Raw genomic sequence first — 21,882 nt, 5'->3', positions numbered from 1 at the left:
AAACCCTTTCACCCCGATTATTTTGTTTAATGTGTTAACAAAAGTACTGCAACGGTTTCCAGCTTCATCACCCCCTTAAATAAAAAGGCACCGGAGCGGACTCCGGTGCCTTTTTGCAAAAAATGATGGGTGGATCACATTACGACTGGCGCAGCAGCTGATCCTTGAGGTTGGGCGGTACCCCCCTGATGGTCAGGGTATCTGTCTGGGGATCGTAGAAGATCCGGCTGTTCAGCAATTTCTGCTCGAAGCTCAGGGTCAGGCCGCCACCCGAGCCGACGAACTTGGTCAACCCGCGCAGGGTGGACCTGTCCGCCGGGAAGCGCTCCTCCAGCTCGTATTCCTGGCCGATGAAGCTGTAGAAATCGAGGTCGCCCTCTCCCGCCTCTTTTGAGGAGAGCTCCGCCGACAACTCCCTGATCTCGATCTCTTCGCCGGCGCTGGCCTGCTCGGTGCAATATTTGAAGACCTGCTTCTTGTAGTCGTTGCGCTCGGCCGGCTCGAGCTGGCGGCTGTCGCAATAGTCGTCCACCGCCTGCAGCAGGCCCTTATTCTGCACCTTGGCATCCATGCCCTCTCGGGCACCCAGCAGATCCATGAAGAAATCCCCCAGTTTGCGGCCAACCCGCCCCTTGCTGAAGGTGATGTAGCGACGCGACTCCGGCTGGGTCTTCCATTCGGTCAAGTCGATGCGAGCCACCAGGTTGAGCTTGCCGATGTCCAGATACTGGATATGGCGCAGCTCCAGCGCCTCGCTGACGGTGACGCTCTCCTTGCCCTCCAGCAGGGCCACCATCAGATAGTCGACCCCCACATAGTTGTATTTGGCGATGAGCAACACCCCCTGCTCGTCCAGGGCGTGCTCCACCAGCTGTTTGACCAGCATCTGGGTCAGGTTGACGGAGAAGGGAACGAACTCGGTCTGCTCGGCCAGCAGCTGCTCCAGGGCGATGCGAAAGGCGGGAGAGGGCTGCTTGGGGGCATCGATGCCCTCGGCCAGCTCGGCGACGGCGGCCTCGGGGTCGACGAAGAAGCCAAAGCCCTTGCCCCCCTTGCCGTTGTAGATGCGATGCAGTTCAGCCATCAGCCCCTGCACCGCCTCGTCGGCAGGCAGGGTCTGGCTGCGGGTATCGGCGTGGGGCTGGCCATCGTTGCCGGGCCGCAGGGAGTGAAGAATGATCTTGTCGATATCGAGACTCATGTCACAAAGCCATAGTGTTAGCCGAAAGGGTGAAGTATTATAAGGCGCTTTGAACCGAGATGAACCCAAGATTATGCCCATCGTATCAAAGTACAATAACGAGCAGTTTGACGCCCTGATGAACGACCTGATCACCGCCCTGGAGAAACACAAGGCGCCGGTGGATCTCAGTCTGATGGTGCTTGGCAACCTGACCACCAACATCATCAACGGCATGGCTCCGGCCCAGCGCCAGGCGATCACCGAGAAGTTCGTTCAGGCGCTCACCGCCTCGGTGGACCATCGCCACGATGCGCATTGAGTTTCTTCGCATTCTTTGATGTTTTTCAAGCAGATGGATCATTATGGTCGAAACCGGCAACCCCTATCGTGATAATGTCTCTCGCCTGATCACCTGGGGGCATTGGTTCTCCTTCTTCAACATCATCCTGGCCATGCTGATCGCGACCCGCTACCTGGGCTCCATCAGCTGGCCGTCGACCACGCTCGGCGTGACCTATCTCATCATCAGCTGGATAGGCCATTTCTCGTTCCTGAGCTTCGTCACCTATCTGCTGACCATCTTCCCCTTGAGCTTCATCCTGCCAAGAGAGAAGCCGCTGCGCTTCATCTCGGCCATCATCGCCACCCTGGCGCTGGTGCTGCTGCTCATCGACACTCAGGTGTTCCAGCTGTTCAAGTTCCACTTGAACGGCCAGGTGTGGCAACTGCTGCTGGATCAGGCGCAGACCGAAGAGGGCTCTATCTGGAGCATCATCTTCGTCGCCGTGCCCACCATCTTCCTGCTGCAACTGCTGCTGTCGGCCTATGTATGGCGCAAGATCAACAAGCGCAAGCGCCGTCAGTACGGCAATCAGGTGGGGCTGGCCCTGCTGGTCTGCTTCATCCTGACCCACCTGGTCAACAGCTGGGCGGATGCCACCCTGTATCAGCCCATCACCATGCAGCGGGCCAACTTCCCCCTCTCCTACCCCATGACCGCCAGAAGCTTCCTGGCCAAGCATGGCTGGCTGGATCTCGAACAGTATGAGAAAAAGGCCGAGGATCAGGGCAGTGCGGAGCACCGGCTGCTCTATCCGTTGCGCCCCCTCAGCGTGAACGCCCCGGGCGATCACAAGAACCTGCTGGTGGTGGTGGTCGACTCCCTGCGGGCGGACATGCTCAACAACATCAACATGCCCAATCTGCAGCGCTATGCGGATCAGCACATCAGTTTCCGCAACCACATGAGCGGCGGCAACGATGAGGCCATGGGGATGTTCAGCCTCTTCTACGGCCTGCCCGGCCACTATTACGGCGACATCCGCACCGACAAGCGTCCGCCCGTGCTGTTCGACGAGATGCTGCGCCAGGACTACCAGTTCGGCCTGTTCGGCGCGCTGGAAGATGCCAAGCAGTATCAGCAGAGCCTGCTCGCCGGCCTGCGCAAGCAGGTCTTCGTCTCGCGCCAGACCGACGACCGCCTGCTGATCGACGACTGGCAGCAGTGGCTCCACAACCGCACGGCGGACAGACCCTGGTTCTCCCTGGTCTATCTGTCGAGCCCGGGGGACTATCAGGTGCCCGCCAGCATCAAGGGCCCCTTCCAGCCCGAGCTGACCCGGTTCAACCCGGCCACCGCCTACAGGCCAGAGAATCTGCAGAAGCTGGAGAATCGCTACAAGAACGCGGTGTTCTACACCGACCAGCTGCTCGAACAGATGCTCTCGCAACTGCAGCAACAGGGGCTCGGCGAGCAGACCATAGTCGTCGTCACCTCCAACCACGGTCAGGAGTTCAACGAGACCCAGAGCAACAGCTGGGGCTATGGCAGCAACTACTCCCCCTATCAGGTGCAGGTGCCCATGGTGCTGGCCTGGCCGGGCACCGAGAGCCAGCCACAGGAGCAGGCGAGCAGCCACCTGGATCTGGTGCCAACCCTGATGAAGGGCATGCTGGGGGTACGCAATCCGCCCCGCGACTACAGCACGGGGCGCAGCCTGTTCGATGCCAGCCCGCGCAACTGGCTGCTGGCGGGGGATCAGAACGATTTCGCCATCTATCAGGGCAACACCATCACCCAGTTCAACAAGCAGGGGGATTTCGAGCTGCTGGACCGCGACACCTATCGTCCCATCAAGCACGGTACCCCGGACATGGGCACCCTGATCCAGGTGATGAACGAGCTGAACCGCTTCTATCGCGCCCCCTGACCGGCGCAAGCCACCTGAGCGAGCCCGCCCCTTTGGCGGGCTTTTTATTGCCAGCACGCGGTGGCGACGAAGGCAACCTGCTAACAACCCGCATTGAACGAGACCATCTTCCCCCGCGGCCATGGCCGGGGACGGCAAGGCGGTGAACGACGGCTACGTTTATCTCGGGTCGTATGCCCCCTTCCCCGCCGGCAAGACGGTGGCCTATCTCGACATCACTAGCGCCTCCGTCGGCCTGCGCACCCTCGGCGCTTGGGCGAAGCAAGTCCTGCTGATGAGGTGAATGTCCACAATAGAGTCTCTTTTGGCACCTCAGTAGATAGGTGGCGGATGGCGACGGTGTGACCCTGGCCGTCAAAAAAGCATCAAATTGCGTCACTGCATGCCGGTTCAGACAGGTTTTGCACCCCGGAGCGCTGGCATGAAACCCACAGAGCGGTTAGTCTAGCGGCGTTGAACCAATCCCATGAGGTACAGATGAAAACCGTGTTGCGTTTTAGCCTGCTGGGCGCCTTGTTGTTGGGTGGCCATGCCTTCGCCGCCGAACCGAAAAAATTTGATATCAGCATGTTCCCCGCCGCCGAAGTGAACCAGGAACGTGTCGTGATCCGTCTGCCGGAAGTCGAGAACGAAGCCGACATGATGGTCGAACTGCAAGTCGGCAAGAAGATGCTGGTCGACTGCAACCTGCCGCGCTTTGCCGGCAACCTGGAACAGCACAGCGTCAAGGGCTGGGGCTACAACTACCTGACCCTGGGCCAGGTCTCCGGCCCCGTCAGCACCCTGATGGCCTGCCCGGATGGTCAGAAGAAGGAGAGCTTCGTCCAGATCTACGGTCAGGGCTTCTTCGTGAACTACAATTCCAAACTGCCCTTCGTCATCTATGTGCCCCAGGAGTATGAGGTGCGCTATCGTCTGTGGCGTGCCGACAACCTGGCCCAGCCAGCCATGATTGAGTGAGTTCAGGGCACTCAGGTTCAGCTCCGTCATGAAGAGACAAAAGGCGCCGTATGGCGCCTTATTTTTTCTGTTTTTACCCTGTCAGAACCGCTTTTTCCTGTATAAAAACTGACATAACTCCACTATTTTTCAGGATTTTTTGTGCAGCGCACCGCAAAATGCCCACTCGGGATGCGACAAACCCTTTTCGATAAAAGATATTTATTAACATAGTAAGAAAATTGATTTTGCACTCTGCGACGGCCTGATGATACTTGCCCGCAAAGGTCAAACTAACCAGAACAAGAGCACTATGAGCTTCGAATCAGACAAGCGTTTCAACGACTTCAAACATTTTCCCCGTGGCCTGCGTCGCAGTGGCGAATTCACCGTGGCCGAAGCGGACAGCCTGGAAAAATATGGCACCGTGATGCTGGCGCTCTATCAGGGCAACCAGGCCCCGCGTGATGACGTAGAAAGTGCCTTCATCGAACAGGTCAAGTCCGGCGCGGCCGGAAGCAATCCCCACGCCAAGGTGTGGTTCAAGTACCTGAAGGTTATTGGTCCCAAGCGCGTGCACCGTCTGTGCACAGTCGCAGGTGGCGCCAATGAAGATGCGGGCGGCAGCTTTGAGGGCGGTGGTGGCGGCAGCGACGAGTCCCTCGATTAATGGATACCGAGCTGCTTCGGACCTTCATCGAGGTCAGCAAAACCCGCCACTTCGGCCGGGCGGCTGAGAATCTCTACCTGACCCAGTCGGCGGTGAGCTTTCGGATCCGCCAGCTCGAGCAGCAACTCGGGGTCAGTCTGTTTGCCCGTCACCGCAACAACATTCGCCTGACCGCCTCCGGTGAGCGTCTGCTGCCCTATGCAGACGCCATCTTGCATACCCTGGGCCGCGCCAAGCAGGACGTGGCCCTCTCCCCCGGTTTCAGCCAGCAGCTCGCCATCGGTGCCCCCGCCATCTTCTGGGAGCTCGATTTCAACGACTGGCTCAACCATGTCTATGCCCTGGCCCCCGGCCTCGCGGTGCGCCTCGAGACCGCCTCCCGCGAACACCTGTGCCGCCAGTTGCTGGAGCGCTCCCTCGATCTCGCCCTGCTCTCCGAGCCGACCAAGATCGACGAGATCGCCCTGCACCCCATCGGCGAGCTGGTGTTCGAGCTGGTGAGCCGGGAGCAGGCCGCCAGCGCCGACAGCCTGATGCAGATGCCCCATATCCACCTCGACTGGGGCACCAGCTTCGAGCCACCGTCGAGCCGGCTGCAGAGCCTGCAGAAGACCCCGGTGCTGCACTCGAGCTCCGCCAGCATGGCGCTGCAGTTCGTGCTGGCCAACGGCGGGGCCGCCTACCTGCCAAGGCGCATGGTGAGCCCCTTCCTGGAGCAGGGGAAGCTGCATCTGGTGGAGGGAGGACAGGCCCTGAGCCGCCCGCTCTACCTCGCCTATCTGGAGAAATCCGATCGCCGGGAGCTCATCGATCAGCTGCTCACCCTGCCGCTTGGCTGGGATGACGCCGATCTGCGCCTGCCCGCCGCCGAGCCGGCCATCACCGTCTGATGGGATGCCGGATATGCTGCCAGCAGCATGAGAAAAGGGGCCCAAGGGCCCCTTTTGCATAATATGCAGCGCACTCAGCCGTGATGGCGACGATCGTTGGCCTGCGCCAACAGGGTGCGGCTCTCGCGCAAAAACTCGTCCGCCCGCTCGCCGAAGAAGCCGGAGACCTGGCTGAACGCCTCGATAAAGCCCTCCCGATCCCCCCGCTCCAGCAGCCCCAGCGCCTCGCCGAAGTTCTGGTAGTAGCGGCGGATCATCGCCAGATTCTGCGGCGACGACAGTATGATGTCGGCGTAGAGGTGGGGATCCTGGGCGAACAGCCGTCCCACCATGGCCAGCTCCAGCCGGTAGATGGGGGAGCTCAACGCCAGCAGGCGGTCGATGTTAGCCTGCTCGCGGGAGAGGTGCCAGCCGTAGGCGAAGGTGGCAAAGTGGCGCAGCGCCTGGATAAAGGTCATCGCCTCGTCGTGGGCCCTGGCCTCCACCTGCTGCAGCCGTGCCCCCCAGATGGTCATCTGATCCAGCAGCCACTGGCTGGCGGCGGGCTCGCGCCCCTGACAGCAGACGATCACCTGCTTGGCGAGGCTCGCCACGTCCGGCCCGAACATGGGGTGCAGCCCGAGGACCGGCCCCTGGTGTACCGCCAGCATGTGCTCGAGCGGAGCCGCCTTCACGCTGGTCACGTCCACCAGCAGGCAGTCCGCCGGCAGGTTGCCGAGCCGGTCGATCACCTCGCAGGTGACGTCGATGGGCACGGCCACCATCACCAGCCCGGCGCCGTGCAGGATCTCGTCTGCGCGCGGCCAGTCCGCCTGACCCAGGGTCTCGACCCGGTAGCCCGAGAGGCTGAACAGGTTGCCGAACAGGCGGCCGAGCTGGCCCTGACCCCCGATGATCACCACCTTGCCAAGCTCCGGCTTCATGCACTTGAAGTGGTGCTCCTTGTCGCTGGCGGATTCCAGAATATAGGACTCGCGCATCACCCGGCGCAGCACGTCTTCGATGAGATCGCCGGGCACCCCCAGGGCTTGCGCCTCCTCTCGGCGGCGGGCCAGCATGCTCGCCTCCCGATCCGGCGCGTAGATGGGCAGGCCGTGTCGGCTCTTCACTTCCCCCACTTCCCCCACCAGGGCGAGACGGGCGGCCAGCAGATCAATCAGCTGCTTGTCCACCGCATCTATCTTGTCCCTGAGGGCATTCAACTCTTCAGCCATGTCCGGTCCCTGCGGCGCCGCCCGCAGCGACGCCCTGTGATTCAAGAGGCAACGAGGTGTCACCGCCTCGGCCGGTGGCACCTCGATTGTTCAATCAGTGCTGACAAGATACCACGGCTTATGCCTTGGTTCTGGCCAAAAGTGGTGCCGCCAGCTGGCTGTGGCAGCGGGCCAGCAGCGCATCCGTGGTCTCCCAGTCTATGCAGGCATCGGTGATGGAGACACCGTAGCGCATCTCGCACTTGGGCTGCTCGCTGGACTGGTTGCCTTCGAACAGGTTGGATTCGAGCATCACCCCTATGATGGAGCGGTTGCCCTCCTGGATCTGGTGGATCACGTTGTCCGCCACCTTGGGCTGCAGCCGGTGATCCTTGCTGGAGTTGCCATGGCTGCAATCCACCACCAGGCCGGGCAGCAGGCCCGCCTTCTCCAGCGCCTCTTCCGCAAGCGACACATTGACCGAGTCGTAGTTCGGGTGCTTGCCACCGCGCAGGATCACGTGACCATCCGGATTGCCCTGGGTCTGCAGCAGCGCGACCTGGCCCTGCTGGTTGATCCCCATGAAGGCGTGGGGGCTGGAGGCCGCCTGCAGCGCATTGATGGCAGTGCCCAGGTTGCCGTCGGTGCCGTTCTTGAAGCCGACCGGCATGGAGAGGCCGGAGGCCATCTCCCTGTGGGTCTGGGATTCGGTGGTGCGGGCACCGATGGCCGACCAGGAGAAGAGCTCCGCCAGGTATTGCGGGCTGATGGGGTCGAGCGCCTCGGTGGCCAGCGGCAACTCCAGCTCGGCCAGCCAGCAGAGCAGCTCGCGGGCGCGGTGCAGCCCCAGCTCCACGTCGAAGGTGCCGTCCAGGTTCGGATCGTTGATAAAGCCTTTCCAGCCGACCGTGGTGCGCGGCTTCTCAAAGTAGACCCGCATGACAATGTAGAGAGAGTCCTGATAGGCGTCATGCAGCGCTTTGAGTCTGGTTGCGTACTCTTTGGCGGCGTCCATGTCGTGGATGGAGCAAGGACCACAGATCACCAGCAGGCGGTGATCGCGACGGTGGATGATGTCGGCGATGGTGTTGCGAGCCCCTTGCACGAATGCCAGCGCACGATCGGAGATGGGCAGTTTCTCCTTGAGCTGGGCAGGCGTGATCATCACTTGTTCGGACTGGATATGGATGTTGTTCAGGGGATCTCTTTGCATCTTCTCATTCTCTCTACTGTTTCAAGCCAAGGGCGCCGGCCGTTCATTTTTGTTTACACAAGTCAGCGCTTTGTTACGCAACCGCCCCCACCTTACCAAGGAAAAACAAACAATCAAGTGAAACTAGCGTCTGCTCACGCTGATAGATGGATAAATGACCAAGAATGCAGGATGAGACAACTCGAAAGTAGCGACTCGCGGGGCCTGAGCAGCGCCAAACTGTAAATATTTAATTACAACCATCCATTTTCAACATTCTCCCTCTCTGCCCCCTCTCACCGCCCCTCATCCCGGCGATGACACCGGGCACAAAAAAAGCGGGGCACCTGGCCCCGCTTGCGTTCCCGTGTTGCTCTTCTTTTATTATTTGCCGTGGGCCTTGATAGCCTCGACTGCCTTGTCGGGGAAGTCGCTGAACACGCCATCCACATCGGCCTGGTAGAGGAAGATGTTGAGCAGATCGGTGAAGTCTTTCGCATAGGCAGGGATCTGCCCCTCATCCTGACGGAATGTATAAGGATGCACCTTGAGGCCGGCCGCGTGGGCCTCTTTCACCATGCCGGTGAAGACAGGCTTGCCAGGAGTACCCGGCTCGGTCACCACCATGGGTTTCCAGGGACCTATCCCCTCGGCATAGGTGGCGATGGTCTTCATGGCCCCCGGCTTGAACATCCAGTCGTAGTCGTAGGGAGTCGCCTTGCCCTTGGCGTCGTAGACCATGGTCTCGTTCCAGTCGGTCTCGGCCATTAGCTGCACCAGCTTGAGATCCATGCCCATGGCGGGCATCAGCTCGCCGTTGATGCGCTTGAGCTCGTTGGCATCGAAACACTGCAGATAGACCTTGTCGTTCTTGCCGGTGTAGCCGTACTCCTTCAGTACCTTCAGCACCGCCCTGGAGATGTCCTTGCCCTCGTGGCGGAACAACCAGGGGGCTTTTATCTCCGGGTAGATACCGATGTTCTTGCCGGTGCTCTTGTTGAGCCCCTGGATCATCTCGATCTCTTCCTGGAAGGTATGGATCTTGAAGCTGGACTTCCAGAGCGGGAAGCGCGCCGGATAGACCGGCACCTGCTTGCCGTCCACCAGCTGGAACGGCTCGGTCATGCGCAGGGAGCGCACCTCGTCCAGGGTGAAATCCACCACATAGTAACGACCATCCGGGCGAGCCCGGCCGGGGAAGCGCTCGGCCACATCCGTGATGCCATCGAGGAAGTGATCGTGCATCACCACCAGCTGGTCATCCTTGGTCATCACCAGATCCTGCTCCAGATAGTCGGCGCCCATGCCATAGGCCAGGGCCTTGGATTCCAGGGTGTGTTCCGGCAGGTAGCCGGAGGCGCCACGGTGGGCGATGACGATTTTGCCTTCGTCAGAGGCCAGCGCGGGCAGCGCCAGCGCGGCCCCGAGGCCAAGGGCCACCAGGGTACGGTGAGTTTGTTTCATCAAGGGTTCTCTTTGTTATTGTTTATTTGGTGTAGGTGATTGTTATAGCAGAGGTTTATTGCAGTTTGACGGCGGACGGCAAAGGCCGCCCGCCGTGGGTCATCAGCTGGCCTTGGGCAGGGCGTGGTGGTGTTCGAGCAGCCAGGCGCCGAGCTGCTGCTGTTCGGATTCGGACAGGCGCAGCCCCAGCTTGCTGCGGCGCCACAGTATGTCCTCCAGGGAGTGGGCCCATTCGCGCGCGATGAGATAGCGCACTTCGGATTCATACAGCCCGGCGCCAAAGTGCTGACCGCGCTCCTCCTTCAGCCAGAGGCGGGCATGGGCGCCATAGGCCTCGGCGATGCGCAGGGCGCTGCGATCATCGAGCCAGTCGAACTCCAGCGCAAAGGCGCGCGCCAGTTCGCGCACCGAGCAGTCGAACTCGCCACCGGGCAACCGGCAGGAGGCGGTCCAGTCCTCTCCCATCTGGCTGAACCAGGGCTTGAGCTTGTTGCAGGCGGCCTGGGCCAGCTTGCGGTAGGTGGTGAGCTTGCCGCCAAACACCGACAGGAGCGGCGCCCCGTCGGACTCGCCACTGAGCTCGAGGGTGTAGTCCCGGGTCACCGCCTGGGGCGAATCGGATTCGTCGTCACACAGGGGGCGCACCCCGGCGTAGGTCCAGACCACGTCCGCCGGGCTTATCTGCCTGGTGAAGTGGGCGTTGACCACCTTGCACAGATAGTCGATCTCGGCGCTGCTGATCTTCGCCTCCCGCGGGCTCCCCTTGTGCTCCACGTCCGTGGTGCCGATGAGGGAGTAATCCTGCTGATAGGGGATGACGAAGACGATGCGGTTGTCCTCGTTTTGCAGTATGTAGGCCTCTTCGCGCTCGTGGATGCGCGGCACTATCATGTGGCTCCCCTTGATGAGGCGAATGCCGCGGGGGGACTTCTCGTGCAGGCTCTCGTCATAGAAGGTCTTGACCCAGGGGCCCGCCGCATTGACCAGACCGCGGCAGCTGACGGTGAACTGCTCGCCCCCTTCCCGCTCGAGCGTCAGGGTCCAGTGCTTGGAGCCGCGCACCGCCTTGACGCAGCGGGTGCGGGTCTGCACATCGGCACCCTTGTCCCGCGCCAGCATGGCATTGAGCACCACCAGGCGGGCGTCGTCGACCCAGGCGTCCGAGTATTCAAAGCCCTTGTGGATACCGCTCTTGAGACCGTCCTGCGGCAGGAAGCGCAGACCGCAGCTCCCCTTGAGCTTGTCGCGCTTGGCCAGGTTGTCATAGAGAAAGAGGCCGGCACGGATCATCCAGGCCGGGCGCAGGTGCGGTCGGTGCGGCAGGCGAAAACGCATGGGACGGGCGATGTGGGGCGCCATGCCAAGCAGCACCTCCCGCTCCGCCAGCGCCTCTTTCACCAGCCGGAATTCGTAATGTTCGAGATAGCGCAGGCCGCCGTGGATCAGCTTGCTGGAGTTTGACGAGGTGGCAGAGGCGAGATCGCTCGCTTCGAACAGCGCCACCTTCAGCCCCCGCCCCGCCGCATCTGCCGCGATGCCGACCCCGTTGATGCCGCCGCCGACGACGACCAGATCATAATGTTCGCTCATGTTCACCTACTTTCTTATTTTGTGTTTGCCATGACAGCAATGTTTGATTTCGCTCATATTAGAACATGAAAAACCAATAAACGAACATTTCGTGAGAGAAATGTGATCGCGATTGTTTTCACAATGCTAAAAATGCTGCCAGTCGGTGACGGCCTGGCAAGCCGGACGGGTTACCGGAAACACCAGTCCCGGGCAGGGAGGCGGGCAAAGGGTCCCGGATGGGAGGGAACGTGCACGAGACAAGGCGATGGACGCGATGGCGTGAAAACCCTCATGGGGCATGCCGCCGGGCGTCTGGGGCAAGCGCCTGGTGTCGGGGGAACTGGCTCCTGATGTGCAGTTGCAGAGTCAGGGGCTCAAGGTATGGAATTCAGCGCCTGGGACTGGCCTCTCTGGCGCCGCAAAGGAGACGCCGCAGACCGGGGGGTGCAGAAAGAAAACCGGCCGCCACAGGGCGGCCTGATGCTAGAGCAGTGGAAATATCAGCAGATATGGCAGGCGATCTGATGCTGGGACATCAGGCGCATCAGCTTCTCCGGCGGCTCCTGATCCGTGAACAGGGCGTGGATCTGGCTGAGGTTGCCGAGGTTGACCATGGCGTTGCGGCCGAACTTGGTGTGGTCGGCGGCCAGGAACACCTGGCGGGAATGGGCGATGATGGCCTGGGCGATCTTCACCTCGTGGTAGTCGAAATCGAGCAATGAGCCGTCGCTGTCGATGCCCGAGATACCGATGACGCCGTAGTCCATGCGGAACTGGCCGATGAAGTCGCGGGTCGCCTCCCCCACGATGCCGCCATCCCGGTTGCGGATCTCGCCCCCGGCGATGATGACGGTGAAGTCATCCTTGGCGGTGAGGATGCTGGCCACGTTCAGGTTGTTGGTGACGATGCGCAGCTCCCGGTGATCCAGCAGGGCACGGGCGATGGCCTCTGTGGTGGTGCCGATGTCGATGAAGAGGGACGAGCCGTCGGGGATGTTGGCGGCCACCTCCCGGGCGATGCGCTCCTTCTCCTTGAGCTGCATCACCTTGCGGGCGCTGTAGGCGGTGTTGACGGTGCTCGAATGCAATGAGGCCCCGCCGTGATGGCGCCGGATCTTGTTCTGTTCGGCGAGATCGTTCAGATCCCGGCGAATGGTCTGGGGGCTGACGTCAAAATGGGTCACCAGATCGTCGGTCGAGACGAAACCCTGCCGGGTCAGGACGTCTAGGATCTCCAGATGTCGTTGGGTTTGCTTCACGCTTGCACTCCGCAGATGAGACGAAAAAAGGCCCCGGCAGGTGCGGGGCCTTTGGCAGTGTACCCTATCCCTTTTCCAATCGATAAGGGCAGGATCACGTTTTATGCCTTATCGGCAGCGGCCTTGTGCGCGATCGAGATGTTCTCGTGCTTGAGGGTCATGGCCAGCAGCACGATGGAGAGCACGCAGGAAATGGTCAGCACCATGAAGCCACCGTCCCAGCCGAAGTGGTCGACGGTATAGCCCAGCATGGCGTTGGCCGCGACCGCGCCGCCCAGATAACCGAACAGCCCGGTGAAACCCGCCGCTGTACCGGCCGCCTTCTTCGGCGCCAGCTCCAGGGCGTAGAGACCGATCAGCATGACGGGGCCGTAGATGAGGAAGCCGATGGCGACCAGGGCCATCATGTCGATGGTCGGGTTGCCCGCCGGGTTGAACCAGTAGACCAGCACCGCCAGGGTCACCAGCACCATGAACAGGATGCCGGCCGGGGCGCGGCGGCCCTTGAACATCTTGTCCGAGATCCAGCCGCACAACAGGGTGCCCGGGATCCCCGCCCACTCATAGAGGAAGTAGGCCCAGGAGGAGTGATCCACGCTGAAATCCTTCGCCTCTTTCAGGTAGGTGGGCGCCCAGTCCAGCACGCCGTAACGGATGAGATAGACGAAGGCATTGGCGATGGCGATGTACCAGAGCAGCTTGTTGTGCAGCACGTACTTCATGAAGATCTCCTTGGCGGAGAACTCCTGCTCGTGGCTCTCGTTGTAATCCTTCGGATAGTCGTTCTTGTACTCCTCGATGGGGGGCAGACCGACCGATTGCGGGGTGTCGCGCATCACGAAGAAGGCGATCACCGCGATGGCTGCCGCCGCCGCCGCCGGCACGTAGAAGGCGCTGCGCCAGTCGTTGAACCAGCCCATGCCGAGGATGAACAGGGGGCCTATCATGCCGCCGCCCACGTTGTGGGCCACGTTCCAGACCGAGACGATTTCCCCCCGCTCCTTCTGTGACCACCAGTGCACCATGGTGCGGCCGCAGGGCGGCCAGCCCATGCCCTGTGCCCAGCCGTTCAGGAACAGCAGCACGAACATGATGGCGATGCTGGAGGTGGCCCAGTGCATGGTGCCCATCATGAACATGATGCCGGCCGAGAGCAGCAGGCCGGCGGAGAGGAAGTAACGGGCGTTGGATCTGTCCGACACGTTCCCCATCAGGAACTTGGAGAGGCCGTAGGCGATGGAGACCCCGGAGAGGGCCAGACCCAGATCGCCGCGGGAGAAGCCCTGCTCGATGAGGTAGGGCATCGCCAAGCTGAAGTTTTTCCGTACCAGGTAGTAGCCGGCATAGCCGAAGAAGATCCCGAAGAACACCTGCCAGCGCAGGCGCTTGTAGAAGGGATCTATCTTGTCGGCCGGTAGCCTGTCGATATGGGGTGCAGGCCTGAAGAGACTAAGCATGTTCTGCTTCCTTTTATTGTTGTCATGGGCGGTTGAGGGTGCCCCGGTCAAGCTGGCGACCAGATGAGTCCTGATTCGCAAGCGAGCTGATTGTGCTCATTTGTGAACATTTAATCTGTGATGCAGACGGAATTATTGCAGTTTTATTACAAAATAAATAACCCCGTGAGTGATCGCTCATCGACGGCCAGACCGCGTGGAACAAGGGTTTGGGGTACCCACTAAGGAGTATTTGAGACCCTGAGAGTTGCTTTTCGTCACATTTTCTTAGCAATGAGTGGGATCTTGCCCACATTTCCGGTGGCGGGGGTCTGGTGAATTGGCACAGAAGGTTTATTTTCTCACTCGTCCAAGAACGAGCGCAAACGAGCATAACGTTTGCGCAGACTCAAACAACAAGAAGAAACGTTTTCGGACGCAATAAATGGGAATGCAAGATAACGAAACGGAACATCAAACCTACTGTGGGTGGATATAAGGAATAACAACTATGAGCATACAAAGACCCAATACCCTGCTTGGCGAGTGCCTCGCCGAGTTTATCGGCACCGGCCTGCTGATCTTCTTCGGCGTCGGTTGCGTGGCCGCCCTGGTGCTGGCTGGCGCTAACTTCGGGCAATGGGAAATCTCCATTACCTGGGGCCTGGGTGTCGCCATCGCCATCTATGTGACCGGTGGCATCTCCGGTGCCCACCTCAACCCTGCCGTGACCCTGGCCCTGATGACCTTCTGCGGCTTCGACAAGCGCAAGGTGGTGCCCTTCATCATCGCCCAGATAGCCGGGGCCTTCGCCTCCGCCGCCCTGGTCTACGCCCTCTACAGCAACCTGTTCACCCAGTGGGAGCTGACCCACAACGTGGTGCGCGGCAGCGTCGAGAGCCTCGGCACCGCCGGCATCTTCTCCACCTACCCCAATGCCCTGCTCTCCAACATGCAGGCGTTCGCGGTCGAGCTGGTGATCACCGCCGTGCTGATGCTGGGCATCATGGCACTGGGTGACAACAACAACGGCGCCCCCAAAGGCTTCGCCGCCGCCCTGCTGATCGGCATCCTGATCGCGGTGATCGGCGCCTCCCTCGGCCCGTTAACCGGCTTTGCCATGAACCCGGCCCGTGATTTTGGTCCCAAGCTGTTCGCCTTCGTCGCAGGCTGGGGTGACGTGGCCCTGACCGGCGGTCGTGACAATCCCTACTTCTGGGTTCCCATCCTCGGTCCCATCGTCGGCGCCCAGCTTGGTACCGCCCTCTATGTGAAAGTGCTGGCTCCCTGCGTCCCGGGCAACCGCGTCGCCACCGAAGAAGCCGCCAAGCTGTCCAATAAAGAAGAGGCCGCCGCCTGAGAGCGGTCCCCCCAACGTGGAAAATAAGAACGTGGAGAACATCATGTCTGCTGAAAAGAAATATGTCGTCGCGCTGGATCAAGGAACCACCTCCTCCCGTGCCATCGTCTTCGATCAGGATGCCAACATAGTCGCGACCTCCCAGCGCGAATTCACCCAGCACTACCCGAAGGCGGGCTGGGTTGAGCACGACCCCATGGAGATCTGGGCGACCCAGTCCTCCGTCTTCACCGAAGTGCTGGCCAAGAGCGGCCTGCACAGCGAGCAGATCGCCGCCATCGGCATCACCAACCAGCGTGAGACCACAGTCGTCTGGGAAAAGGCCACCGGCAAGCCCATCTACAACGCCATCGTCTGGCAGTGCCGCCGCACCGCCGCCATCTGCGAGGAGCTCAAGGCCCGCGGCCTGGAAGAGTATGTGCGCGAGAACACCGGCCTGGTGCTGGACGCCTACTTCTCCGGCACCAAGGTGAAGTGGATCCTGGACAACGTGGAAGGGGCCCGCGAGAAGGCGATGAACGGCGAGCTCTTGTTCGGCACCATCGACACCTGGCTGGTGTGGAAGATGACCAACGGCGAGGTGCACGTCACCGATCCGACCAACGCGTCGCGCACCATGCTCTACAACATCCGCGATCTGAAGTGGGATCAGCGCATGCTGGACGAGCTGGGCATCCCCATGTCCATGCTGCCGGAAGTGAAGCCCTCCTCCGAGGTGTATGGCTACACCACCCGTGGTGGCGGCGCCCGCATCCCCATCGCCGGCATCGCCGGTGACCAGCAGTCTGCCCTGTTCGGTCAGCTCTGCTTCGAGAAGGGCATGGCCAAGAACACCTACGGCACCGGCTGCTTCATGCTGATGAACACCGGCACCGAGCCGGTGCGCTCCAGCAACGGCCTGCTGACCACGGTCGCCATCGGCCCGAAAGGGGAAGTGAACTACGCGCTGGAAGGTGCGGTGTTTATGGGCGGCGCCACCATCCAGTGGCTGCGTGACGAGCTCAAGATCATCCACGATGCCCGCGACACCGACTACTTCGCCTCCAAGGTGGGCGACACCAACGGCGTCTACCTGGTACCGGCCTTCGTCGGTCTGGGTGCCCCCTACTGGGATCCGTACGCTCGCGGCACCATGGTCGGCCTGACCCGGGGCGCGAACCGCAACCACATCATCCGTGCCGCGCTGGAATCCATCGCCTACCAGAGCCGCGACGTGCTGGATGCCATGCAGCAGGACTCCGGCATCAAGCTGGCGGCCCTGAAGGTGGACGGCGGCGCCGTGGCCAACGACTTCCTGATGCAGTTCCAGGCCGACATGATGCACACCCCCGTGGTGCGTCCGACCCGGATCGAGACCACCGCCATGGGCGCCGCCTTCCTGGCCGGCCTGGCCGTCGGCTTCTGGAAGAGCTCGGAAGAGCTGGAAGACAAGTTCAGCGTGGACCGCGAGTTCATCCCGCAGATGGACAGGGACGATCGCGCCAAGCGTTACAACGGCTGGAAGAAGGCGGTGGAACGCTCACGCCGCTGGGCCGAGGAGGATTGATCGGGCAACCGGTGCATCCTTGAGATGAAAAAACTGAAGAGGCCGACAGCGATGTCGGCCTCTTTCTTATTGGCAAGCGCGAGTGTTCTGACCGCCCCCGACCCCAGCCCTCCCCTTGCCAAGGGGGGGAGAAAATGCCCCCCCTCGTGGAGGGGGAGGCCGGGAGGGGGTTGGAACTGTCGGCATGCCCTCTACAACGCCTCGGCGCCGAGCTGCTCCTTCAGGAAATCGAGCCAGACCCGCAGCCGGATGTCCCGCTGGGCATCGGAATAGAAGACCGCATTGATGGGGCGCGAGGCACCGCTGTTGCTGCGGGCAAGTACCTCCACCAGGGCGCCGCTCGTCCGATCATCCCCCGTCATGAAGTCCGACAGGCAGACGATCCCCTGCCCCGCCAGCGCCAGCTGACGCAAGGTTTCGCCGCTGCTGGCCCGCAGGGTCGGGGTGATGGCGAACCTGTCCCCCTGCTCCGCACTCAGCAGCGGCCAGTGGTTGAGGTGATCGGGGTGCAAAAAGCCGAGCAGCTCGTGACCCGTCAGCAGATCCGCCGGCTGGCGCGGGGTGCCGCGCGCAGCCAGATAGCCGGGCGAGGCCAGCAGCCGCAGCTTGGAGCGCCCGAGCGGCAGGGCCCGCAGGGAGGAGTCGGTCAGCTCGCCGATGCGAATGGCCATGTCCACCCGCCGCTCCATCAGGTTGATAAAGCCCTCGGAGCTGTGCAGTTGCAGCTCGATACCGGGGTAACGGCGGCGAAACTCGCCGATGATGGGCACCAGCCGGTGCAGGATGAAGGGGGTGGCGGCATCGACCCGCAGCACGCCCTCCGGCTGCTCCCGGCGCATCAGCAGCAGCCCCTCCGCCTCGCTCATCTCGGTCAGGATCTTCACCGCCCGTTGATAGAACCAGCTCCCCTCCTCCGTCAGACTGACCCGGCGGGTAGTGCGATTGAGCAGCACGGTGGCGAGCTTCTCTTCGAGGCGCTTGATGCCGCGGCTCACCACGGAATTGTCCATGCCGAGGTTCTCCGCCGCCTGGCGAAAGCTGCCCGCCTCCACCACGGCCACGAACAGGGTCAGTTCATCGGAATGGGTCTTCATTGTTGTTGTCCAGGCAAGAGTAATGGGGCTTTATAGGCGCAATGGCCCAGGGTTGGCAAGGCAGACGTCACCAGAGACGGATCTTGCCGTCCGCATAACGTGAGCAACCGCCTGTTTTGCTCCCGGCCTTGTGGTTACAATGCCGAAAATTGGCATCGTATGGCGCCAAACCATCGCAAGGATGAACATCATGAACTTCGAGGAGCGGTTGGCGGCAGCCCACCAGGAGCTTGAAAGCAAAGGCGTGTGGCACGCCAACTACAATCCCCCCTTGCTCAGATTGCTGCGCAGACTGGGCCTGCGACTCAGGCCACCCCACTACGAGCGCTTTCTGGTCAACATCCTTGCTCTGGGTCTGCCCACCGGCGCTATCTGGGGAGTGCTGATGTGGTTCTTCGGTTGGCAGCATGAGGTGAGCCTGGGGTTTGCCCTGCGCCAGGGACTCCTGTTCGGCCTCGGGGTGGGCCTGCTGATGGCATGTTGGCTCTGGTTTCGGCGCAAGCAGCTCAAGCTGACGCCCTGGGAAGCCTTGCCCCACTCCACGATCCGCACGCAGAAACGCTGGCAACCGAAACACCGATAAGGAGATCCTCATGACCAGGGCCCATGAAAAACTGAACTATGTGGAGTTCGCGGCCAGGGATCTTGCCGCCACCCAGGCCTTCTTTACTGCCGCCTTTGGCTGGCAGTTCACCGACTACGGCCCCGACTACTGCGCCTTCGAAGGGGAAGGGCTGGATGGCGGCTTCTACCGCGCAGATATGTGCAGTCACAGCCATCAGGGGGGCGCCCTGCTGGTGTTCTACAGCGCCGATATCGAGGCAACCCAAGCCAAGGTGCAGCACCATGGCGGCATCATCAACCGCCCGCTGTTTGACTTCCCCGGTGGCCGCCGCTTCCACTTTGTCGAGCCCAGCGGCAATGAGTTTGCGGTCTGGTCCGAACCGGCGGCCTGATAGCGAGGGGTGGGCACCCCAGCCCACCCTGCTCTCTGCTTTACATATTAACCTTTCCCCGGCGCCGGCTGCCCGCCGGTCTCTTCTCTCTCCCATTGCTGCACTCACCTCAATAGTGTTTTGCAACTGCTGCCCTGTATTCCCCAGTCTGCGGCGGGCATACTGGCCCCCGAAATTGCAAGGAGGTTCAGATGCCGTTCCCCGTGATCGTGATTGCCCAGCTTGACGCCAAACCCGAATTTTCTGACCGGTTTCGCGCCGCCTTAGACCCCCTGATTGCGGCTACCCTGCAAGAGCCGGGATGTCTGCGCTACCAGTTGCACCAGAGCCTGGAGAGCCCCCACGGCTGGATGCTGCACGAGGAGTGGGAGAGCGAGGCCGCCCTGCTCGCCCACCAGCAGCAGCCCCACTTTATCGCCTTTGCCAGCTTGGCCTCCCCCTGGTTTGCCAGCCGGATCGTGGGCCGCTACCGGCGCGTCTGATGTCCCTGCGGCCCGTCCCCTGTCCGCCATAGGCGCGGGGCCGGGTCGGCACAAGATTGAGCGTAAAAAACAATAACCTGAGGAATTGAATAATGATGAAGATGCCCAACCTGGGTCTTGGAACCTTTCGCCTGACCGGCCAACCCCTGCGTGACTCCCTGCTCCAGGGGCTGGCGCTTGGCTACCGCCACATCGACACCGCCCAGATCTATGACAACGAGGCCGAAGTGGGCCAGCTGATGAGCGAAAGCGGCGTGCCCCGCCAGGATATCTACCTGACCACCAAGGTGTGGACCAGCGAGTTCGGTCCGGGCAAGGTGATTCCGAGCCTGGAGCTGAGCCTGGAAAAACTGCGTACCGACTACCTGGACCTGGCGCTCATTCACTGGCCCTCCCCCCAGGATGAGGTGCCGATGGCGGTCTATCTGGAGCAGCTCGCCGAGGCCAAGGCACAAGGCCTGACCCGGGAGATCGGGGTCTCCAACTTCACCGTGGCCCAGCTCAAGCAGGCTGTCGAGATCTTGGGGCCGGGCGCCATCGCCCACCAGCAGGTGGAGATCCACCCCCTGCTGCAAAACCGCAAGGTGGTGGAATTCTGCCAGGAGCAGGGCATCGCCATCACCGCCTATATGCCGCTCGCCTATGGCAAGGTACTGAGCGAACCGCTCCTGATGGAGATCGGCAAGCGCCACGGCGTCTCGGCGGCTCAGGTGTCACTGGCCTGGCTGCTGGCCCAGGGCATGACGGTGATCCCGAGCTCTACCAAGCGGGAGAACCTCGCCGCCAACCTGGCCGCCCTCAAGGTGCAACTCAGCCCCGAGGAGATGGCACAGATTGCCACCCTGGAGCGGGGCGAGCGCTGCGCCAACCCGGACTTCGCCCCGAATTGGGATTGAGCCCCCTCATCCCCAACCCTTCTCCTGCCAGGGGAGAAGGGAGCAAATAAGGCTCAATGACATTCTTCGGCACCAGCGGGAGGCACAATGCCTCCCGCTTTTTTGTCTCCAACATCGCGCCACGGCCGTCCAAGCCCTCCCCCAGAGCCTTCCCTCAACCCTTTACTCCTTAACTCTTACCTCTTTCCTCTTTGTCCCGGCTCGCTCTGGATTTGACCCCATAGATCCAGACACTCTTTCCCGCTTAGGGTTGTGATACCCGACTGCGCAGATATTCCCGAGGGGAACGATACCCCAAGGCGCTGTGCGGGTGGTGCTCGTTGTAATGCTCGAACGCGATCGCCAAATTGCCTACCGCTGTTCGGCTATCCGGCTTCGGCATCATCTCGATATAGTCTCGCTTCATCGTCTTCACGAAGCTCTCCGCGATACCGTTGCTCTGTGGACTCCTCACCGCCGTTGTTCTGGGCTCCAACCCGATTTCTCGTGCGAACGCGCGAGTCTCATGGGCCCGATACACCGAGCCATTATCTGTCAGCCATTCCACCGGTGAGGCCGGCAACGCATCCCCGAAGCGACGCTCGACCGCGCGCAGCATGACATCTTGTACCGTGTCACTGTCGTAACCCCCGGTGCTGGCGGCCCAGTCCAAGGCTTCCCTGTCACAGCAGTCCATGGCGAACGTGACCCGGAGTTTTTCGCCATTATCGCAGCGAAACTCAAAGCCATCCGAGCACCAGCGTCGATTGCTCTCGTTAACGGCGACACGCCCCTTATGTGCCTGCTGAGCCAAGGGAACCGCCGGTTTTCTTTCCAGCAGCAGGCCATGATCGCGCATGACGCGATATACTCGCTTGGCGTTGACGACGGGCAGTCGTTCGGCCTCTGACTGACGTCGTAACAGCGCCCAGACTCGCCGATAACCATAGGAGGGGAGCTCTGCCAGCGCGCCCATGATCCGGGCAAGCAAGGCGCTGTCATCGCGTTGGCGATGCTGCCGGCCATCTCGCCAACCAGGTTTTCGATGAACATGAACGGATAGCTGCGCACGCGATACACCAAGGGCTTGGCTCACCGCCCTTAATCGTCGTCCCCCGGCAACAAGGGCGCATGCGCAATCCATTTTTTTGCTCGACCAACCTCCACAGCTTCTTTGAGGATCTCGTTCTCCATGGTCTTCTTCCCGAGCAGACGCTGGAGCTCTCGGATCTGCTTGATGGCAGCAGCCAACTCTGAGGCTGGAACAACATCCTCACCGGCGGTGATCGCCGTGAGAGAGCCTTCCTGGAATTGTTTGCGCCATTTGAAGAGCTGGTTGGCGTTGACGTCGTGCAAGCGAGCGACATGAGAGACGGTCATACCGGGCTCAAAGGTCTGCTGCACCATGGTGATCTTTTCTTGCGGAGTCCGGCGTCGACGGCGCTCGGCTCCTGTTAACACTTCGGCCATCTTCTCGTTGCGACTAGTACTGAACATAGTTCCAAGACTACCTCTTAAGTTAAGAGGGGCGAAGTGTCTGGATCCTCCAGGGGCCAATCTA

Annotated in this window: 21 protein-coding genes and 1 pseudogene; 13 read left to right on the top strand and 9 right to left on the bottom strand. The window is 61.4% G+C overall.

Features of this window, described 5'->3' with window-relative positions:
* Nucleotides 1–139: 139 nt before the first annotated feature.
* On the bottom strand, nucleotides 140–1,201 hold the full coding sequence (gene yejK / locus AB5Y72_RS02185; RefSeq protein WP_042077022.1) for a nucleoid-associated protein YejK: 1,062 nt from the start codon (nucleotides 1,199–1,201) through the stop codon (nucleotides 140–142).
* A 73-nt stretch (nucleotides 1,202–1,274) separates the two neighbouring features.
* Between yejK and AB5Y72_RS02180 the strand changes: the two genes are divergently transcribed.
* From AB5Y72_RS02180 to hdfR, 6 genes and pseudogenes are all read left to right on the top strand, one after another.
* Nucleotides 1,275–1,502, top strand: coding sequence for a YejL family protein (locus tag AB5Y72_RS02180; RefSeq protein WP_043761594.1), 228 nt, complete (start codon nucleotides 1,275–1,277; stop codon nucleotides 1,500–1,502).
* Nucleotides 1,503–1,545: 43 nt separating this feature from the next.
* Nucleotides 1,546–3,393 carry a DUF3413 domain-containing protein gene (locus AB5Y72_RS02175; protein WP_325782418.1) on the top strand — a complete coding sequence of 616 codons (1,848 nt, stop codon included), beginning with the start codon at nucleotides 1,546–1,548 and terminating at the stop codon, nucleotides 3,391–3,393.
* Between the two features lie 69 nt (nucleotides 3,394–3,462).
* A pseudogene (locus AB5Y72_RS02170) lies at nucleotides 3,463–3,676 on the top strand (hypothetical protein); the annotation flags it as partial.
* A gap of 194 nt (nucleotides 3,677–3,870) precedes the next feature.
* The gene (gene eco / locus AB5Y72_RS02165) at nucleotides 3,871–4,353 is read left to right on the top strand and encodes a serine protease inhibitor ecotin (RefSeq protein WP_005328180.1); all 483 of its coding nucleotides are present in this window, start codon (nucleotides 3,871–3,873) and stop codon (nucleotides 4,351–4,353) included.
* 292 nt (nucleotides 4,354–4,645) lie between these two features.
* Nucleotides 4,646–5,002, top strand: a complete 357-nt coding sequence (locus tag AB5Y72_RS02160) for a DUF413 domain-containing protein (RefSeq protein ID WP_042077029.1) — start codon at nucleotides 4,646–4,648, stop codon at nucleotides 5,000–5,002.
* Complete coding sequence (gene hdfR, locus AB5Y72_RS02155) at nucleotides 5,002–5,892, top strand: HTH-type transcriptional regulator HdfR (protein WP_325782420.1); 891 nt, start codon at nucleotides 5,002–5,004, stop codon at nucleotides 5,890–5,892. Before AB5Y72_RS02160 ends, hdfR begins: the two co-directional genes overlap by 1 nt.
* Nucleotides 5,893–5,966: 74 nt before the next feature.
* Here hdfR and tyrA read toward each other — a convergent pair whose 3' ends face one another.
* The 4 genes from tyrA to glpD all read right to left on the bottom strand — a co-directional run bounded on the left by tyrA (nucleotide 5,967) and on the right by glpD (nucleotide 11,331).
* Entirely contained in the window at nucleotides 5,967–7,106 is a 1,140-nt protein-coding gene (gene tyrA / locus AB5Y72_RS02150) for a bifunctional chorismate mutase/prephenate dehydrogenase (protein WP_216989950.1), read from the bottom strand.
* 118 nt (nucleotides 7,107–7,224) lie between these two features.
* Nucleotides 7,225–8,298, bottom strand: coding sequence for a 3-deoxy-7-phosphoheptulonate synthase (locus tag AB5Y72_RS02145; protein ID WP_011705545.1), 1,074 nt, complete (start codon nucleotides 8,296–8,298; stop codon nucleotides 7,225–7,227).
* 363 nt (nucleotides 8,299–8,661) lie between these two features.
* Nucleotides 8,662–9,741, bottom strand: a complete 1,080-nt coding sequence (glpQ, locus tag AB5Y72_RS02140) for a glycerophosphodiester phosphodiesterase (RefSeq protein ID WP_042077034.1) — start codon at nucleotides 9,739–9,741, stop codon at nucleotides 8,662–8,664.
* A gap of 102 nt (nucleotides 9,742–9,843) precedes the next feature.
* A complete protein-coding gene (gene glpD, locus AB5Y72_RS02135) occupies nucleotides 9,844–11,331 on the bottom strand; it encodes a glycerol-3-phosphate dehydrogenase (protein WP_279981319.1) in 1,488 nt (495 codons plus the stop codon).
* A gap of 363 nt (nucleotides 11,332–11,694) precedes the next feature.
* On the opposite strand from glpD, the gene AB5Y72_RS02130 reads away from it, so the two are divergent.
* On the top strand, nucleotides 11,695–11,838 hold the full coding sequence (locus tag AB5Y72_RS02130; protein ID WP_325782421.1) for a hypothetical protein: 144 nt from the start codon (nucleotides 11,695–11,697) through the stop codon (nucleotides 11,836–11,838).
* Here AB5Y72_RS02130 and AB5Y72_RS02125 read toward each other — a convergent pair.
* Nucleotides 11,814–12,572: a DeoR/GlpR family transcriptional regulator gene (locus AB5Y72_RS02125; protein WP_042077039.1), complete on the bottom strand. Its 759-nt coding sequence runs from the start codon at nucleotides 12,570–12,572 to the stop codon at nucleotides 11,814–11,816. The two genes, AB5Y72_RS02130 and AB5Y72_RS02125, sit on opposite strands and share 25 nt — an antisense overlap.
* A gap of 101 nt (nucleotides 12,573–12,673) precedes the next feature.
* On the bottom strand, nucleotides 12,674–14,029 hold the full coding sequence (glpT, locus tag AB5Y72_RS02120; RefSeq protein ID WP_042077040.1) for a glycerol-3-phosphate transporter: 1,356 nt from the start codon (nucleotides 14,027–14,029) through the stop codon (nucleotides 12,674–12,676).
* 490 nt (nucleotides 14,030–14,519) lie between these two features.
* On the opposite strand from glpT, the gene AB5Y72_RS02115 reads away from it, so the two are divergent.
* Both AB5Y72_RS02115 and glpK read left to right on the top strand, forming a co-directional pair.
* On the top strand, nucleotides 14,520–15,368 hold the full coding sequence (locus tag AB5Y72_RS02115; RefSeq protein WP_216989947.1) for an MIP/aquaporin family protein: 849 nt from the start codon (nucleotides 14,520–14,522) through the stop codon (nucleotides 15,366–15,368).
* Between the two features lie 43 nt (nucleotides 15,369–15,411).
* A complete protein-coding gene (gene glpK, locus AB5Y72_RS02110; RefSeq protein WP_042077080.1) occupies nucleotides 15,412–16,914 on the top strand; it encodes a glycerol kinase GlpK in 1,503 nt (500 codons plus the stop codon).
* A 191-nt stretch (nucleotides 16,915–17,105) separates the two neighbouring features.
* On the opposite strand, the gene AB5Y72_RS02105 is transcribed toward glpK, so the two are convergent.
* Nucleotides 17,106–18,008 (bottom strand): LysR family transcriptional regulator, encoded by a 903-nt coding sequence (locus tag AB5Y72_RS02105; RefSeq protein ID WP_325782423.1) that lies wholly within the window; start codon nucleotides 18,006–18,008, stop codon nucleotides 17,106–17,108.
* A 190-nt stretch (nucleotides 18,009–18,198) separates the two neighbouring features.
* On the opposite strand from AB5Y72_RS02105, the gene AB5Y72_RS02100 reads away from it, so the two are divergent.
* The 4 genes from AB5Y72_RS02100 (at nucleotide 18,199) to dkgB (ending at nucleotide 20,342) form a co-directional block, all read left to right on the top strand.
* Nucleotides 18,199–18,591, top strand: coding sequence for a DUF6404 family protein (locus tag AB5Y72_RS02100; protein WP_368198526.1), 393 nt, complete (start codon nucleotides 18,199–18,201; stop codon nucleotides 18,589–18,591).
* 10 nt (nucleotides 18,592–18,601) lie between these two features.
* On the top strand, nucleotides 18,602–18,964 hold the full coding sequence (locus AB5Y72_RS02095) for a VOC family protein (protein ID WP_368198525.1): 363 nt from the start codon (nucleotides 18,602–18,604) through the stop codon (nucleotides 18,962–18,964).
* Between the two features lie 191 nt (nucleotides 18,965–19,155).
* Entirely contained in the window at nucleotides 19,156–19,446 is a 291-nt protein-coding gene (locus AB5Y72_RS02090) for a putative quinol monooxygenase (protein WP_325782425.1), read from the top strand.
* Nucleotides 19,447–19,538: 92 nt separating this feature from the next.
* Nucleotides 19,539–20,342 (top strand): 2,5-didehydrogluconate reductase DkgB, encoded by an 804-nt coding sequence (dkgB, locus tag AB5Y72_RS02085; RefSeq protein WP_325782426.1) that lies wholly within the window; start codon nucleotides 19,539–19,541, stop codon nucleotides 20,340–20,342.
* A gap of 244 nt (nucleotides 20,343–20,586) precedes the next feature.
* On the opposite strand, the gene AB5Y72_RS02080 is transcribed toward dkgB, so the two are convergent.
* Nucleotides 20,587–21,791 (bottom strand): IS3 family transposase gene (locus tag AB5Y72_RS02080; protein ID WP_270822696.1). Its coding sequence is split into 2 segments (ribosomal slippage): nucleotides 20,587–21,473 and nucleotides 21,473–21,791, totalling 1,206 coding nucleotides; the frame shifts between segments, so codons are not numbered across the junction.
* Between the last annotated feature and the right edge of the window lie 91 nt (nucleotides 21,792–21,882).

Origin of the sequence: Aeromonas sp. R7-4, from assembly GCF_040908055.1 — a bacterium.
Taxonomy (GTDB): Bacteria; Pseudomonadota; Gammaproteobacteria; order Enterobacterales; family Aeromonadaceae; genus Aeromonas; species Aeromonas sanarellii.
This window is presented reverse-complemented; position numbering and strand designations above follow the sequence as displayed.

Coding starts and splice junctions, on each gene's coding strand:
- yejK (WP_042077022.1), bottom strand. CDS start 1,201: ATGAGTCTCGATATCGACAAGATCATTCTTCACTCCCTGCGGCCCGGC.
- AB5Y72_RS02180 (WP_043761594.1), top strand. CDS start 1,275: ATGCCCATCGTATCAAAGTACAATAACGAGCAGTTTGACGCCCTGATG.
- AB5Y72_RS02175 (WP_325782418.1), top strand. CDS start 1,546: ATGGTCGAAACCGGCAACCCCTATCGTGATAATGTCTCTCGCCTGATC.
- eco (WP_005328180.1), top strand. CDS start 3,871: ATGAAAACCGTGTTGCGTTTTAGCCTGCTGGGCGCCTTGTTGTTGGGT.
- AB5Y72_RS02160 (WP_042077029.1), top strand. CDS start 4,646: ATGAGCTTCGAATCAGACAAGCGTTTCAACGACTTCAAACATTTTCCC.
- hdfR (WP_325782420.1), top strand. CDS start 5,002: ATGGATACCGAGCTGCTTCGGACCTTCATCGAGGTCAGCAAAACCCGC.
- tyrA (WP_216989950.1), bottom strand. CDS start 7,106: ATGGCTGAAGAGTTGAATGCCCTCAGGGACAAGATAGATGCGGTGGAC.
- AB5Y72_RS02145 (WP_011705545.1), bottom strand. CDS start 8,298: ATGCAAAGAGATCCCCTGAACAACATCCATATCCAGTCCGAACAAGTG.
- glpQ (WP_042077034.1), bottom strand. CDS start 9,741: ATGAAACAAACTCACCGTACCCTGGTGGCCCTTGGCCTCGGGGCCGCG.
- glpD (WP_279981319.1), bottom strand. CDS start 11,331: ATGAGCGAACATTATGATCTGGTCGTCGTCGGCGGCGGCATCAACGGG.
- AB5Y72_RS02130 (WP_325782421.1), top strand. CDS start 11,695: ATGGAATTCAGCGCCTGGGACTGGCCTCTCTGGCGCCGCAAAGGAGAC.
- glpT (WP_042077040.1), bottom strand. CDS start 14,029: ATGCTTAGTCTCTTCAGGCCTGCACCCCATATCGACAGGCTACCGGCC.
- AB5Y72_RS02115 (WP_216989947.1), top strand. CDS start 14,520: ATGAGCATACAAAGACCCAATACCCTGCTTGGCGAGTGCCTCGCCGAG.
- glpK (WP_042077080.1), top strand. CDS start 15,412: ATGTCTGCTGAAAAGAAATATGTCGTCGCGCTGGATCAAGGAACCACC.
- AB5Y72_RS02105 (WP_325782423.1), bottom strand. CDS start 18,008: ATGAAGACCCATTCCGATGAACTGACCCTGTTCGTGGCCGTGGTGGAG.
- AB5Y72_RS02100 (WP_368198526.1), top strand. CDS start 18,199: ATGAACTTCGAGGAGCGGTTGGCGGCAGCCCACCAGGAGCTTGAAAGC.
- AB5Y72_RS02095 (WP_368198525.1), top strand. CDS start 18,602: ATGACCAGGGCCCATGAAAAACTGAACTATGTGGAGTTCGCGGCCAGG.
- AB5Y72_RS02090 (WP_325782425.1), top strand. CDS start 19,156: ATGCCGTTCCCCGTGATCGTGATTGCCCAGCTTGACGCCAAACCCGAA.
- dkgB (WP_325782426.1), top strand. CDS start 19,539: ATGATGAAGATGCCCAACCTGGGTCTTGGAACCTTTCGCCTGACCGGC.